Below are 14881 nucleotides of genomic sequence, written 5' to 3' on the forward strand. Positions count from 1 at the left end.
TCCGGCGTGAGCCCGCCACTGGCCAGCGCCTGACGGATCACCCGCTGCTGCGAAGGACCGTTCGGCGCGGTCAGACCGTTGGACGCACCGTCCTGATTGACCGCCGAACCCCGCACCACCGCCAGGATCCCGTGACCGTTACGCATCGCGTCCGACTGCCGCTCCAGCACCAGCATCCCGACACCCTCCGACCAGCCGACACCATCGGCCGACTCCGAGAACGCCTTGCACCGGCCATCGGCGGAGAGCCCGCGCTGACGGGCGAAGTCGATGAACACCGACGGGGTGGACATCACGGTGACACCGCCGGCCAGCGCCAGCGAGCACTCACCACCGCGCAGCGCCTGCATCGCCCAGTGCATCGCCACCAGCGACGACGAACACGCCGTGTCCACCGTCACCGCCGGACCCTCCAGCCCCAGCGTGTACGACACCCGGCCCGAGGCGAGACTCGCGGAACTGCCGCCGCCCCTGAAGCCCTCGAACTCCGGGGCCGCCATCACCGCGCCGTAGTCGCTGTACATCACACCGGTGAACACCCCGGTCGCGCTGCCCTTGAGCGACACCGGGTCCAGGCCGGCCCGCTCCACCGCCTCCCAGGAGGCTTCGAGCAGCAGCCGCTGCTGGGAGTCGGTCGCCAGGGCCTCGCGGGGCGACATCCCGAAGAACTCGGGGTCGAACTCGCCCGCCTCGTGGAGGAATCCGCCCGAGCGGGTGTACGCGGTCCCCGGGTGGTCCGGGTCCGGGTGGTAGAGCGACGCGACGTCCCAGCCGCGGTTCGTCGGGAAGCCGGACACGGCGTCGGCGCCCTCGGTGACCAGCCGCCACAGGTCCTCCGGCGATGCGACCCCGCCCGGGTACCGGCAGCTCATCCCCACTACCACGATGGGGTCGTCGGCCACTGCGGCGGTACGCGTGGCGGTGGGCGCGGCGGCGTCCGTGCCGAGCAGTTCGTCCAGGACGTATCCGGCCAGGCTCCGCACGGTCGGGTAGTCGAAGACCAGGGTGGCGGGCAGCCGCAGCCCGGTCACGGCGTTGAGCCGGTTGCGCAGCTCCACCGCCGTCAGCGAGTCGAAGCCCAGCTCGCGGAAGGCGCGGCCGGCGTCGACGTCCTCGCCGCCGGCGTGGCCCAGCACGAGGGCGACCTGCCCGCGCACGAGGTCGAGCAGCAGGTCGAGGCGTTCCTCGGCGTCCAGCCGGTTCAGTCGCTGGACCAGGTCCCCGGCCGTGCCCGAGCCGGCGACGACCGCACGACGCGTGCGCCTGCGGATGAGGGAGCGCAGCAGCGGCGGGACCTCGCCCTGCGCGCGCAGGGCCAAAAGGTCCAGGCGTACGGGGAGGGCGAGCGCCTCCCCGGCGGCCGTGGCCGCGTCGAACAGGGCGACGCCCTGCCCGGCGGCGAGCGCCCGCACACCGGAGCGGGCGTGCCGGTCCGCCTCGGTCCCGGCCAGCGTGCCGGTCATGCCGCCGGTGCTGTCCCACGGGCCCCAGGCGAGCGACACACCCGGCAGGCCCTCCGCCCGACGACGCTCCATCAGCGCGTCCAGGAAGGCGTTGCCGGCGGCGTAGTTGCCCTGCCCCGGGCTGCCGATCACTCCGGCGACCGAGGAGAAGACGACGAAGGCTGCGAGATCCCGGTCGCGGGTCAGCTCGTGCAGGTGCCACGCGGCATCGGCCTTGGGCCGCAGGACCTTCTCCAGCCGCTCCGGGGTCAGCGACGTGACGACGCCGTCGTCCAGCACCCCCGCCGTGTGGATCACGGCCGACACCTCGTGCCGGGACAGCAGCCGCTCCAGGGCGAGGCGGTCGGACACGTCGCACCGTCCGACGACGACCTCGGCGCCCAGCTCCGTCAGCTCCTCGACCAGCGCTTCGGCTCCCTCGGCGTCGAGACCGCTACGGCTCACCAGCAACAGCCGCCGCACACCGTGTCCGACCACCAGATGCCGCGCCGTCACCGCGCCCAGACCACCCGTGCCACCGGTGATCAGCACACTGCCCCCGCCGGCCCAGTCGGGGCCCGAGGTGAGGTCGCCGAGGGCTCTGCGGACCAGCCGTGCGGCCCGTACGACGCCGTCGCGCACGATGATCTGGGGCTCGTCCGTCCCGAGGGCCGCGAGCGGCGTGGGGGCGGGCTCCCAGGGGTCCAGGTCCACCAGGGCGAAGGCGCCGGGGTTCTCCGCCTGCGCCGAGCGGACGAGGCCCCAGGCGGCAGCCGCCGCGACGTCGTGGCCTCCGACCGCGCCGCGGGTCACGAACACCAGCCGGGAACCGGCGAACCGCTCGTCGGCCGACCAGTCCCGCACCGCGGCCAGGACACCGGCCGTCAGGGTGTGGGCGGTCCGCGCCGCGTCCGCGTCCGGCACGGCGGGCGTGCCGTCGACCGCCATGAGGACGACGTCCGGCACCGGACCCCCGCCCTCCGCCAGGGCCGCGAGGTCCGGGTACGTGGCGAGGGCGCCCGCGGACTCCAGGCCGAACGGGTCCGGTCCCACCAGCGCGAGGGAGCCGGGAGCGGTCGCCGCCTGCCGTACGGGTGCCCAGTCGAGACCGAACAGGGCGTCGCGGGCGGCGGTGGCCGCGGCGTCGGTCCGCGGGTCGCCGGCCGCGCGCAGCACCAACGACTCCACGGAGGCCACCGGTTCGCCCGAGGTGTCGGCGACGCTGATCGACACGGCGTCCCCGGCGGTCGGCGACAGCCGCACCCGCAGGGCGCCGGCGCCGGTGGCGTGCAGGGTCACGCCCTCCCAGGAGAAGGGCAGTCCACCGCGGCTCTCCGTGCCGAGTTCGACGAAGGACGTCGCGTGGAGCGCCGCGTCGAGCAGCGCGGGGTGCAGCCCGAAGGAGCCCGCGTCGGCCTCGCCGCCCTCGGGCAGCACGACCTCCGCGTACACCTCGCCGTCGCGCTGCCAGGCGGCCCGCAGGCCCTGGAAGGAGGGGCCGTAGGCGAAGCCGTCGTCGGCCAGCCGGTCGTAGACGCCGTCCACGGACAGCGGCACCGCTCCGGCGGGGGGCCAGGCCGTCGCGGCGTCGAACGGGGCGCCCTCGCCCTCCTGCCCGCCCGGCCGCCGGACGGCGAGCACACCGGTGGCGTGCCGCGTCCAGGCGCTCTCGTCGCTGTCCTCCGGCCGTGCGTAGACGTCCACGGTCCGGCGGGCGGAGTCGTCGGGGTTGCCGATCCACATCTGCACCTGGACGCCGCCCTGCTCGGGCAGGACGAGGGGCGCGGCCAGGGTCAGTTCCTCGACGCGGTCGCAGCCGACCTCGTCGCCCGCGCGGATCGCGAGTTCCAGGAAGGCCGTGCCGGGGAGCAGCGTGGTGCCGTGGACGGCGTGGTCGGCCAGCCACGGGTGGGACCGGAGCGAGAGGCGGCCGGTGAGGAGTGCGCCCTCGGAGTCGGCGAGCGAGACGGCGGCCACGAGCAGCGGGTGGTGCGCCGCACCGAGCCCGGCGGCCCGCAGCTCGGCCGGTCCGCCGTGGGCCCCTGTGCCCTTGGGCCAGTACCGGCGGCGCTGGAAGGCGTAGGTCGGCAGGTCGTGGCGGCGCGCTCCGGTGCCGGTGAAGCAGTCCGCCCAGCGCACGGTGACACCGCGCACGTGGAGTCCGGCCAGTGCGGTGATGAGGGTCTGGATCTCGGAACGGTCCCCGCGCAGTACGGGGAACACCCCGTGGGCGTCGGTGCCCGTCGTCTCCAGGCAGTCCTGGGCCATCGTGGACAGCACGGCGTCCGGGCCGAGTTCGAGGAAGTCGGTCACACCGTGGGAGGCGAGCCAGTCGACGCCGTCGGCGAATCGGACCGCCCGCCGGACGTGGTCCACCCAGTAGTCGGGGGAGGTGACCTGGGCGACGGTGGCCGGCTCGCCGGTGAGGTTGGACACGAACGGCAGCAGCGGGGCCTGGAGGGTCAGTCCCTCCACCACGGTGCGGAACGCGGCGAGCATCGGCTCCATGAGCGGGGAGTGGAAGGCGTGCGAGACGCGGAGCCGCTTGGTCCTGCGGCCCTCGGCCTCCAGCCGGGCGGCGACGGCGTCGACCGCGTCCCGCTCGCCCGCGAGGACGAGCGCCGAGGGCCCGTTCACCGCGGCGACGGACACGGAGTCCTCGTGGCCGGCCAGCAGCGGGGCGACCTCGTCCTCGGTGGCTTCCACGGCGGTCATCGCGCCGCCGTCGGGCAGCTCCTGCATGAGCCGCCCGCGGGCGGCGACGAGTGTGGCCGCGTCGTCCAGCGAGAGCACTCCGGCGATGTGGGCGGCCGTGATCTCGCCGATCGAGTGGCCGGTCAGGTGGTCCGGCCTGACGCCCCAGGATTCCACCAGGCGGTAGAGCGCGACCTCGACGGCGAACAGTGCGGGCTGGGCGTACTCGGTGCGGTTCAGCGCCTCCGCGTCCTCACCCCAGAGCACGTCACGCAGCGGGCGGTCCAGCAGCGGGTCGAGGACGGCGCAGGCGGCGTCGAGTGCCTGGGCGAACGCGGGGAAGCGCGCGTACAGTTCACGGCCGGCACCGAGGCGCTGGGAGCCCTGGCCGGTGAAGAGGATCGCCAGCTTCCCGTCGCCCTGGGCGACACCGCGCACCTGGCCGGCCGCCTCGCGGCCGTCGGCCAGCGCGGTCAGACCGGTGAGCGCCGCGTCGCGGTCGGCGGCGGTCAGCACCGCGCGGTGCTCGAAGCCGGCGCGCGTGGTGGCGAGGGAGTACGCGGTGTCGAGGACGGTCGCGGAAGGGTCGGCCTCCAGGGCCGACACCAGTGCGGCGGCCTGGGCGCGCAGCGCCTCCGGTGTCCGTCCGGACACCAGGAGCGGCACGGGGCCCCTCCGGTCGGCGGTCGCCGCGCCCCCGTCCTCGTCCTGGCTTTCGGCCTCGGGGGCGGGTGGGGCCTGCTCGACGATGGTGTGGGCGTTGGTTCCGCTGATGCCGAAGGAGGAGACGCCGGCCCGCCTGGGCGCGCCCGTCTCCGGCCACGGGGAACTTTCCGTGAGGATGCGCACGGCGCCCTGGGACCAGTCGACGTGCGAGGAGGGCTCGTCGGCGAGAAGAGTGCTCGGCAGCACTCCGTGCCGCATGGCCATGACCATCTTGATGACGCCGGCGACACCGGCGGCGGCCTGGGTGTGACTGATGTTGGACTTGACCGAGCCCAGCAGCAGCGGCCGGTCGGCGTCCCTGCCCTGGCCGTAGGTGGCCAGGAGCGCCTGGGCTTCGACCGGGTCGCCGAGGGTGGTGCCGGTGCCGTGCGCCTCGACGGCGTCGACCTCGGCGGCGGAGAGCCGGGAGTTGATCAGCGCCTGCTGGATGACCTCCTGCTGGGAGGGGCCGTTGGGCGCCGTGAGGCCGTTGGACGCACCGTCCTGGTTGACGGCGGTGCCGCGTACCACCGCGAGGATCTCGTGGCCGTTGCGCCGGGCGTCCGACAGCCGCTCCAGGACGAGGATGCCCACGCCCTCCGCCCAGCCGGTCCCGTCGGCGGTGTCCCCGAACGAGCGGCAGCGGCCGTCGGCGGAGAGGCCGCCCTGCCGGCCCATCTCGATGAAGGTGCCGGGGCTCGACATGACGGTGACGCCGCCGGCCAGGGCGAGGGTGCACTCCCCCGCACGCAGTGCCTGTGTGGCCAGGTGGACGGCGACCAGGGAGGAGGAGCAGGCGGTGTCCACGGTGACGGCGGGGCCGACCGTGCCGAAGGTGTAGGAGATGCGTCCCGACAGGACGCTGCCGGTGTTGCCGGTGAGCTGGAAGCCCTCGGCGCCGTCGGCGGGACCGACCCGGTAGTCCTGCGCCATCGCGCCCATGAACACGCCGGTCTGGCTGCCCTTGACCGAGGTCGGGTCGATGCCCGCACGCTCGAAGGCCTCCCAGGCGGATTCGAGGGCGACGCGCTGCTGCGGGTCCATCGCGACGGCCTCGCGGGGCGAGATGCCGAAGAAGTCCGCGTCGAACTCGGGCGCGTCGTGGAGGAAGCCGCCGGACGCGGTGCCGGCCGAGGAAAGCGCTTCGGCGTCCCAGCCGCGGTCGGTGGGGAACTCCGAGATGCCGTTGCCACCGGCCTCGACCAGTCGCCACAGGTCCTCCGGGCTGCTCACCCCGCCGGGGTAACGGCAGGTCATGCCGATGATGGCGATCGGCTCCTGCGCCGCCGTCTCCAGCTCGGCGACCCGCTGCCGGGTGCGTCGCAGATCGGCGGTAGCCAGCTTGAGGTAATCCCGGAGCTTCTGTTCGTTGTCCATCTCAACTCAACCCATCTCGACAGCCAGCGGCCGAACATGAATCACGCGGGGGCATCTCGCGCTCGCCGTGCAATACGAAAGAAATAGAAAGCCACATGGCTTCACAGCCGTCAGCCAGAAGCCATGTGGCGAGTCTCTTACGGACCGCTACGGGAATTCCCTAGTCCTTCGCGGTCCTTCGGCTCCCTACCAGTTGGAAGCGAGCAGGAGATCTCCGTATTCGTGCTCCCTGGAGACCTGGCTCAGGTCGGAATCGACCATCATGGCCATCAGTTCGGGGAAGTCGACGGTGGGCTTCCAGCCGAGCTCGGCCTGGGCGTGCCCGCTGTCGGCGCAGAGGACCTCCACCTCGGCGGGGCGGACCAGCGCGGGGTCGATGACGACGTGGTCCTGCCAGTCCAGGCCCGCGTGCTCGAAGGCGATGCGCACCGCGTCGCGTACGGAGTGCATGGTGCCGCTGCCGATCACGTAGTCGTCCGGCTGGTCGGGCTGGAGCATGAGGTGCATGGCGCGGACGTAGTCGCCGGCGAAGCCCCAGTCGCGTACCGCGTCGAGGTTGCCGAGGTGCAGCTTCTCCTGGAGGCCCAGCTTGATCCGGGCGACGGCCAGCGAGATCTTCCGGGTGACGAACTCGGCGCCGCGGCGCGGGGACTCGTGGTTGAAGAGCATGCCGGAGACCGCGTACATCCCGAACGACTCGCGGTAGTTACGGGTGATGAAGTGCCCGTACGCCTTGGCCGCGCCGTACGGGCTGCGCGGGTGGAACAGCGTCGTCTCGCGTTGCGGGGTCTCGGCGGCCTTGCCGAACATCTCCGACGACGACGCCTGGTAGAAGCGGATCTGGCCGTGCTCCCCGGGGCTGCGCGAGCCGTTGAGACCGCTCACCATCCGGATCGCCTCCAGGACGCGGAGCACGCCCATGCCGTTGACCTCGGTGACGAGTTCGGCCTGCTGCCAGGACATCGGCACGAACGAGATCGCGCCCAGGTTGTACACCTCGTCGGGCTGCACGGTGTCGACGGCGGAGACCAGGCTGCCCTGGTCCATGAGATCGCCGTCCACGAACGACAGCTCCGACACGAGCCGGCTCACCCGGGACTTGCGCGGGTTCGCCTGCCCCCGGTTCAGCCCCCAGACCTCGTACCCCTCGGACAGGAGATGCTCGGCCAGATAAGAACCGTCCTGCCCGGTAATACCGGTGATCAGCGCACGCTTGGTCATGCGAACCCCTTCTGGACCATGGAGAGACCGCCCAAACGCACAGCTCGGTCGACGACCTTGCATCGAATACGCTTCTGTCCGGACGATAGACATCGGCACGCTCGCAAGCCGCCGACCGCAGTGTCAAGAAATCCCGGCCTTACTAGGGAATTCACGAGTCGCAGCTCCTCGGCAGCGCCGGAAGCGGCCGAACACTAGTGATTTTCGGGACGGCGATGCGGTGCACTGTGTGCGTCGGCGCCCGAGCCGGCTCCGTCGACCGGAGTGTCGTTCCGTGCTGTTCAGACTTCTGCGTACCCGCGTACGCCCCTACCGGCGTCTCACCGCCCTGCTGGTCGTCCTCCAGCTGGTGCAGATCCTCGGCACCCTGCTGCTGCCGACGCTGGGCGCCGCCGTCATCGACAACGGTGTGCTGACCGGAGACCGCGGCTACGTCACCCGGCTCGGTTCCGTCATGGTCGCGGTGGCCCTCGTCCAGGTCGTCGCGGCGCTCGGCGCGGTGTCCCTGGCCTCGCGGACCGCGATGGCGATGGGTCGCGACATCCGCTCCGCCGTCTTCCGCCGGGTGCTGGACTTCTCCGCCCGTGAGGTGGGACGGTTCGGCACCCCGTCGCTGCTGACCCGGACGGTCAACGACGTCCACCAGGTCCAGACCCTGGCGCAGTCCGGCTTCGGCATCGTGGTGGCCGCACCGCTGATGTGCCTGGGCAGCGTGGCACTGGCACTCCAGCAGGACGTGCCGTTGGCCCTGATCCTGGTGGTGCTGGTCGTGGTCGTCGCCGTCGCCTTCGGCCTGTTGCTGGCCCGCATGGGCGCCCTGTACGGGCGGATGCAGACCTCGCTGGACCGGCTCGGCCGGCTGCTGCGCGAACGGATCAGCGGGGTGCGCGCGGTGCGCTCCTTCGTCCGGGACGGCTACGAGCGTGAGCGGTTCACCCGGACGAGCCAGGAGTTGTACGAGGTCTCGCAGCGGGTCGCTCGCCTCATCGCCTCGATGCTGCCTGTGGTCCTGCTGCTCATGAACGGGTTCATGGTCCTGCTCCTGTGGGTGGGCGCGCACCGCATCGACAGCGGCGCGATGCGGATCGGTGCGCTCAGCGCGTTCCTGATGTACCTGTCGTTGATCCTGATGTCGGTGGTGATGGTCGCCTTCGTATTCCTGTCGGTGCCCCGGGCCAGGGTGTCGGCCGCCCGGATCCAGGAAGTCCTGGACACGGAGACGAGCGTGTCCGCGCCGGCCCGGCCGGTGGCCGCTTCGCCGGACGCCGTGGGGCGGGTCGAACTGCGCGGCGCGGAATTCCGCTACCCCGGCGCGGAGACGCCGGTCCTCCAGGACATCGACCTCCGGGTCGGCGCGGGGGAGAACCTGGCCGTGCTCGGCTCGACGGGCAGCGGCAAGACGACGCTGCTGAACCTCGTGCTGCGGCAGTTCGACGCCACCGGGGGCTCGGTGCGGGTCAGCGGTGTCGACGTACGGCAGCTGGAGCCCGAAGTCCTGCGCGACACGGTGGGTTTCGTGCCGCAGAGGCCCTTCCTGTTCTCCGGGACGGTCGCGACCAATCTCCGATTCGGCGCTCCGGCGGCCTCGGACGAGGAGCTGTGGCACGCGCTGCGGGTCGCCCAGGCCGACACGTTCGTCGCGGCCATGCCCGGGAGCCTGGACGCCGAGATCTCCCAGGGCGGCACGAACGTCTCGGGCGGCCAGCGCCAGCGGCTGGCCATCGCGCGCGCTTTGGTGCGCCGGCCCGCCGTCTACCTCTTCGACGACTGCTTCTCCGCGCTCGACCACGCCACCGACGCCGCGCTGCGTACCGCGCTCGCGCCGGAGACCGCAGGGTCGACGGTGATCACCGTCGCACAGCGGGTGGCGTCGGTCCGCGACGCGGACCGCATCGTGGTCCTCGACGGCGGGCGGGTCGTCGGCGCGGGGACGCACGAGGAGCTGCTGCGCGACAGCCCGACGTACCGCGAGATCGCCCTGTCCCAGCTCACCGAGGAGGAGACCGCTGATGGTCTCGTCGGCCGGCCCTGACCCCGCGCGATCCGGCGGCACCGGCCGGCGGCTGGTCGGCCTGCTCCGGCCGCACCGTGTCCGTATCGTCGTGGCCCTCGTCGTCGGCGTCGTCGGGATCACGCTCAACGCGTTCGGTCCGCTGCTGCTCGGCCGGGCCACCGATCTGATCGTCGACGGCCTCGTGGGGGACACCGTCCCCGGCAGCGTGAGCGGCGGAGCCGGCTCCGCCTTCGATGAGATCGGTGAAGTGCTGCTTCTCCTGCTCGTGCTGTACGTCGCGGCCTCCCTCTTCATGCTGGTGCAGGGGCGGCTCGTCGCGGCCGTCGTGCAACGGGTGGTCTTCGACCTGCGCGAGCGGGCCGCCGACAAGCTCGGGCGGCTGCCCCTGCGCTATTTCGACCGGAACCCGGCGGGCGAGGTGCTCAGCCGCACGACCAACGACGTCGACAACCTGCAGCAGACGCTTCAGCAGACGCTCGCCGAGCTGATCACCTCCGTCATCTCCATCATCACCATGCTGGTCCTGATGCTGGTGATCTCGCCCTCGCTCGCACTGGTCATGCTGGTGAGCATCCCGGTCTCCGGACTGCTGGCCGCCTGGATGAGCAGGCGCGCCCAGCCCCGTTTCACGGAGCAGTGGGCTGCCAACGGTTCGATGAACGCCCAGGTCGAGGAGGTCTGCACCGGCCACTCGCTGGTCAAGGGCTTCGGCAGGCGCGAGGAGGCGGAGCGGAGGTTCGACGCATACAACGACGCGCTGTTCCGGGCGGGGACGAAGGCCCAGTTCGCGTCGGGTGCCATCGAGCCGGCCATGATGTTCATCGCCAACCTCGGCTACGTCGCCGTGGCGGTGGTGGGCGCCTGGAAGGTCGTGGGCGGCGAGCTCTCCCTGGGCGATGTGCAGGCGTTCATCCTGTACGCGCGGCAGTTCAGCCAGCCGATCGTCCAGGTCGCTTCCGTGGCGGGCCGTCTCCAGTCCGGAATCGCCTCTGCCGCACGGGTGTTCACCCTGCTCGACGCGGAGGAGCAGCGCCCCGACCCCGAGCACCCGGCGCGGCCGGAGCCGTCCGGCGGGCGGGTGGAGTTCGACCGTGTCGGCTTCCGCTACTCCGACGAGACCCCGCTGATCGAGGACCTCTCCCTGACCGTGGAGCCCGGCAGCACGGTGGCGATCGTCGGTCCCACCGGGGCGGGCAAGACGACGCTGGGCAACCTCCTCATGCGGTTCTACGAGGTGGACCATGGCCGGATCCTGCTGGACGGCACGGACATCGCCACGATGACCCGCGGCGATCTGCGCTCACGGTTCGGCCTGGTGCTCCAGGACACCTGGCTGTTCGGCGGGACGATCGCCGAGAACATCGCCTACGGGCGTGCCGGGGCCACCCGCGAGGAGATCGTCGCCGCGGCGGAGGCCACCTGCGCGGACCGTTTCATCCGGACGCTGCCGGACGGCTACGACACCGTCCTGGACGACGAGTCAGGTGGGCTGAGCGCGGGCGAGGCCCAACTGGTCACCGTGGCACGTGCGTTCCTCGCGGAGCCCGCCGTTCTGGTGCTCGACGAGGCGACGAGTTCCGTGGACACCCGGACGGAAGTGCTCATCCAGCGGGCGATGAAGACGCTGCGCACGGGCAGGACCAGTTTCGTGATCGCGCACCGACTGTCCACCATCCGTGACGCGGACGTCATCGTCGTCATGGAGTCGGGGCGGATCGTCGAGCGCGGCACCCACGAGGAACTGATCCGCTTGCGGGGCGCGTACGCGCGCCTCCACGACGCCCGCGCCGGCGCGCCGCCCTCGCCGATCGCGGCGACGGCCGACGACCGATGACGCGCACTCCCCCACGACCGACAAGGAACGCAGCATGCCCGACGGACATCTCCTCGCCATCAGTGATCTTCATGTCGTGTACGACGAGAACCGCGCACTGGTCGAGAGACTGCGCCCGTCCTCGTCGGACGACTGGCTGATCGTCGCGGGCGACGTCGCGGAGAAGTTCGCGGACGTCGAGTGGGCGCTGCGGCTGCTCAGTGACCGTTTCTCGCGGGTGATCTGGGCCCCGGGCAACCACGAACTGTGGACCCATCCGCAGGACCCCTGCGACCTGCGGGGCGAGAAGCGCTACCTCCGGCTGGTCGACCTGTGCCGGGAGCTGGGCGTGGACACCCCGGAAGACCCCTATCCCGTCTGGCGGGGCACCGGCGGCCCGGTGACGGTCGCGCCCCTGTTCGTGCTCTACGACTACTCGTTCCGGGCGCCCGGCGCCACCACGACCGAGGAATCTCTGCGACTGGCCCACGAGGCGGGCGTGGTCTGTTCCGACGAGTACTTCCTGCATCCGGACCCCTTCCCGAGCAGGGCCGCCTGGTGCCGCTCACGGGCCGAGGAGACCGAGCGCCGGCTGGCGGCGGTCGATCCGTCCATGCCCACGGTCCTGGTCAACCACTATCCGCTGGTCCGTGACCCCACCCGGGTCCTTCGCTACCCGGAGCTCGCCCAGTGGTGCGGCACGGACCTGACCGCGGACTGGCACGTGCGTTTCCGTGCCGCCGCCATGGTCTACGGGCATCTGCACATCCCCCGGGTCACGCGGCACGACGGGGTGCCCTTCGAGGAGGTCTCGGTCGGCTACCCCCGCGAGTGGCGCGGACGCCCCCCGCGGGAGCCCCTGCGCCGGATCCTTCCCGCACGGACCGCAGCGGCCGTCCGGTGATCAGCCGCGCACTGCCTCCCGGAGTCGTGGCAGCGGTGTCCCACGACGACGGGCACGAGCCGGGCGAGGAACTGTTCCCGCAGGAGGAGGCGCTGATCCGGCGGGCGGTGCCCAAGCGGCAGCGGGAGTTCACCACCGTACGGTTCCTGGCCAGGCGCGCGCTGCGCGAGCTGGGCCGGCCGCCGGTGGCACTGCTGCCGGGTCCCCGGGGGGCTCCCCGGTGGCCGGAGGGAATCGTCGGCAGCATGACGCACTGCGACGGCTACCGGGCCGCGGCGGTGGCACGGACCGAGGACACGCTCGGACTGGGCATCGACGCGGAACCGAACGCGCCGCTGCCCGATGGCGTGCTGGAGGCGATCGCCCTGCCTCGCGAACACGAGAGCATCGCCGCACTGGCCGCTCTCCGCCCCGAGGTGCACTGGGACAGGCTTCTCTTCAGCGCGAAAGAGAGCGTTTTCAAGGTCTGGTACCCGCTCACAGGACGCGAACTGGACTTCTCGGAAGCGGAGATCGTCTTCGCTCCGGCCGGACGGACCTTCCGGGCGCGTCTGCTGGTTCCGGGCCCCGTGGTGCAGGGCCGGAGCCTCGGCGAGTTCGACGGACGCTGGACCAGGGAGCGCGGCCTGCTGGCGACCGCCGTCCATCTGCCCCGGCGCCCCGCCCCCGCCCTCCGCGGCCCCCGGCACCGACCGGAGCCACCGTCGGCACCGTAGCGGGCGCGCCGAACCGTACAGGGCAGGGTTCGGTGAACAAGACCCACTTCCGGCCCCGTCGCTCGGAGACCCACGTACGCACCGGCACACAGCGGCCGGCGCGCAGAGGCAGCCGTGCGGGCGGTACGGCCGTCGTGACTCTGACCCCGCCAGGGGCCCGCGCGCCCGCGCGCCCGCACTGAACACCCGCGCCCCGCTCTCCGTACCCATGGCCGAAGGACACATTCATGGATACCGATGAAGGGAATTGCCACGATGAGCGCAGCCCAGGAGCGCCGGGCCCTCCTCGAACGCCGCACGGTCGTCCTGGCGGTGGGTGCGGCCGGGGCGGCCGCCGCACTCACCGCGTGCGGGGGTTCGGACGGGTCGGGCGGCGCGGAGTCGGTCGAGCAGCCGGGGAGCGGCGGGGCGGGTGGCGCCGTCCTGGCGAAAACCGCCGACATCCCCGAGGGCGGCGGGGTCGTCTTCCCCGCGCAGAAGGTCGTGGTGACCCAGCCGGCGGCCGGTCAGTTCAAGGCGTTCTCGGCCACGTGCACCCACCAGGGCTGTGCGGTCAAGGACGTCACGGACAACGTCATCACCTGCCCCTGCCACAATTCGACGTTCGACGCGGCGACGGGCAGCCCCACCGCCGGTCCCGCCACCCAGCCGCTGCCCGCGCGGGAGATTTCTGTGGAGGGCGACTCGATCACGCTGGCGTAAGGGTCTGTGCCCGCCGGGCGGAGGGCTCCCGCTCCCTAGGCGCCGGGCCGTCGGCGGAATTCCTTCCAGCGGCCCAGGATGTCGTCGGTGGTGGCGATGGTGGCGACCAGAGCGAGGGTGTTGCGGATCATGGCGGGGGTGTACTCGGCGGGCACCCCCGCGATCGCGTCGGACGCGACGACGGCCGTGTAGCCGAGGTTCACGGCGTCGAACACGGCGTTGGGGATCGCGACGTTGGCCGAGACCCCGGTGACGACGAGCGTGCGGCAGCCGAGGTTGCGCAGGAGGGCGTCCACGTCGGTGCCGGCGAGCGGCGAGAGCCCGTGCAGCCGCCGTACGACGAGATCCTCGTCCGCGACCGGGATGGGCGCCGCGACCCGTACGGCGGTGGTGCCGGTGTGCTGCTGGACGGGGAGCCGGGCAGCGGCGCGGAAGAGCCGGGCGTTGCGGTTGGCGCCGCGTCCGTCCGGGCGGCTCTCGGCGACGGCGTGCACGACCTGGACTGCGCCCTCGTGGGCGGCGGCGACCAGCCGGGCGATGTTGTCGAGGGCGCCCGAGGAGCGGGCGGCCGCGGCGAGTTCGGGCAGGGCGCTGTCCGGCCCCACGACCCCCTGCTGGCATTCGACGGTCAGCAGTACGGTGGTGGCGGGAACCAGCAGCGCGGCGAGCCGTTCCTGGGATTCTCCGGACGCCACGGCGCTCCTCCTCCTGGTCCTTCTCCGGTCCTGGTGTCTGCCGAGCGGCGAGGGGCATTGCGCCGCACGGGAAGAGGCCCCATGCTTTCTGACGGCTCGTCAGATGACAAGGGGAGGAACCCGCATGACCGACACCCAGCGCCGCGGTCGCCGGATCATGATGACCCCCGGGGAGCGGGACGCCTACCTCCGCGAGCAGCGCACCTGCCGGGTCGCCACCCTCGCCACCGACGGCCCTCCGCACATCGGCGCGCTCTGGTTCGTCTGGGACGGAACCTCGCTCTGGCTGTACTCCATCATCCGCAGCCTGCGCTGGTCCCAGCTGCGCGAGGACCCGAGGATCGCCGTCGTGGTCGACGACGGCGAGGCATACGACGAGCTGCGCGGCGTGGAGCTGTCCGGTACGGCGGAGTTCGTCGGCGAGGCCCCGCGCACGGGCGACCCGTGCCTCGACCTCGACGTACCGGAGCGGCTGTTCCCCGCGAAGTACTTCGGGATGGAGGAGATGCCGCACGACGGCCGGCACGCCTGGCTGCGGCTCACCCCGGACACCATCACTTCGTGGGACTTCCGCAAACTGGCAGACCCGTCCCGGTAG

The 14881-nt window shown here is 72.3% G+C and carries 9 protein-coding genes; 6 read left to right on the forward strand and 3 right to left on the reverse strand.

Annotated elements, in window-relative coordinates; translation table 11 throughout:
• Both ABZ154_RS29775 and ABZ154_RS29780 read right to left on the reverse strand, forming a co-directional pair.
• Positions 1 to 6218: type I polyketide synthase (locus ABZ154_RS29775; protein WP_356837475.1), on the reverse strand; the 6218-nt coding region annotated here is incomplete at its 3' end.
• Positions 6219 to 6404: 186 nt separating this feature from the next.
• Entirely contained in the window at positions 6405 to 7439 is a 1035-nt protein-coding gene (locus ABZ154_RS29780) for a GDP-mannose 4,6-dehydratase (protein ID WP_356837476.1), read from the reverse strand.
• 274 nt (positions 7440 to 7713) lie between these two features.
• Between ABZ154_RS29780 and ABZ154_RS29785 the strand changes: the two genes are divergently transcribed.
• The 5 genes from ABZ154_RS29785 to ABZ154_RS29805 all read left to right on the forward strand — a co-directional run bounded on the left by ABZ154_RS29785 (position 7714) and on the right by ABZ154_RS29805 (position 13588).
• Positions 7714 to 9471 (forward strand): ABC transporter ATP-binding protein, encoded by a 1758-nt coding sequence (locus ABZ154_RS29785; RefSeq protein WP_356837477.1) that lies wholly within the window; start codon positions 7714 to 7716, stop codon positions 9469 to 9471.
• Positions 9449 to 11287 (forward strand): ABC transporter ATP-binding protein, encoded by a 1839-nt coding sequence (locus ABZ154_RS29790; protein WP_356837478.1) that lies wholly within the window; start codon positions 9449 to 9451, stop codon positions 11285 to 11287. Before ABZ154_RS29785 ends, ABZ154_RS29790 begins: the two co-directional genes overlap by 23 nt.
• 34 nt (positions 11288 to 11321) lie before the next feature.
• Positions 11322 to 12170, forward strand: a complete 849-nt coding sequence (locus ABZ154_RS29795; protein WP_356837479.1) for a metallophosphoesterase — start codon at positions 11322 to 11324, stop codon at positions 12168 to 12170.
• Positions 12171 to 12196: 26 nt separating this feature from the next.
• Positions 12197 to 12886, forward strand: coding sequence for a 4'-phosphopantetheinyl transferase superfamily protein (locus ABZ154_RS29800; RefSeq protein WP_356837480.1), 690 nt, complete (start codon positions 12197 to 12199; stop codon positions 12884 to 12886).
• A 255-nt stretch (positions 12887 to 13141) separates the two neighbouring features.
• A complete protein-coding gene (locus tag ABZ154_RS29805) occupies positions 13142 to 13588 on the forward strand; it encodes a Rieske (2Fe-2S) protein (RefSeq protein ID WP_356837481.1) in 447 nt (148 codons plus the stop codon).
• 35 nt (positions 13589 to 13623) lie between these two features.
• On the opposite strand, the gene ABZ154_RS29810 is transcribed toward ABZ154_RS29805, so the two are convergent.
• Entirely contained in the window at positions 13624 to 14283 is a 660-nt protein-coding gene (locus ABZ154_RS29810) for a cysteine hydrolase (RefSeq protein ID WP_356837482.1), read from the reverse strand.
• Between the two features lie 124 nt (positions 14284 to 14407).
• On the opposite strand from ABZ154_RS29810, the gene ABZ154_RS29815 reads away from it, so the two are divergent.
• Positions 14408 to 14881: a pyridoxamine 5'-phosphate oxidase family protein gene (locus tag ABZ154_RS29815; RefSeq protein ID WP_356837483.1), complete on the forward strand. Its 474-nt coding sequence runs from the start codon at positions 14408 to 14410 to the stop codon at positions 14879 to 14881.

The organism is Streptomyces sp. NPDC006261 (assembly GCF_040613515.1).
In the GTDB taxonomy this organism is placed as follows: Bacteria; Actinomycetota; Actinomycetes; order Streptomycetales; family Streptomycetaceae; genus Streptomyces.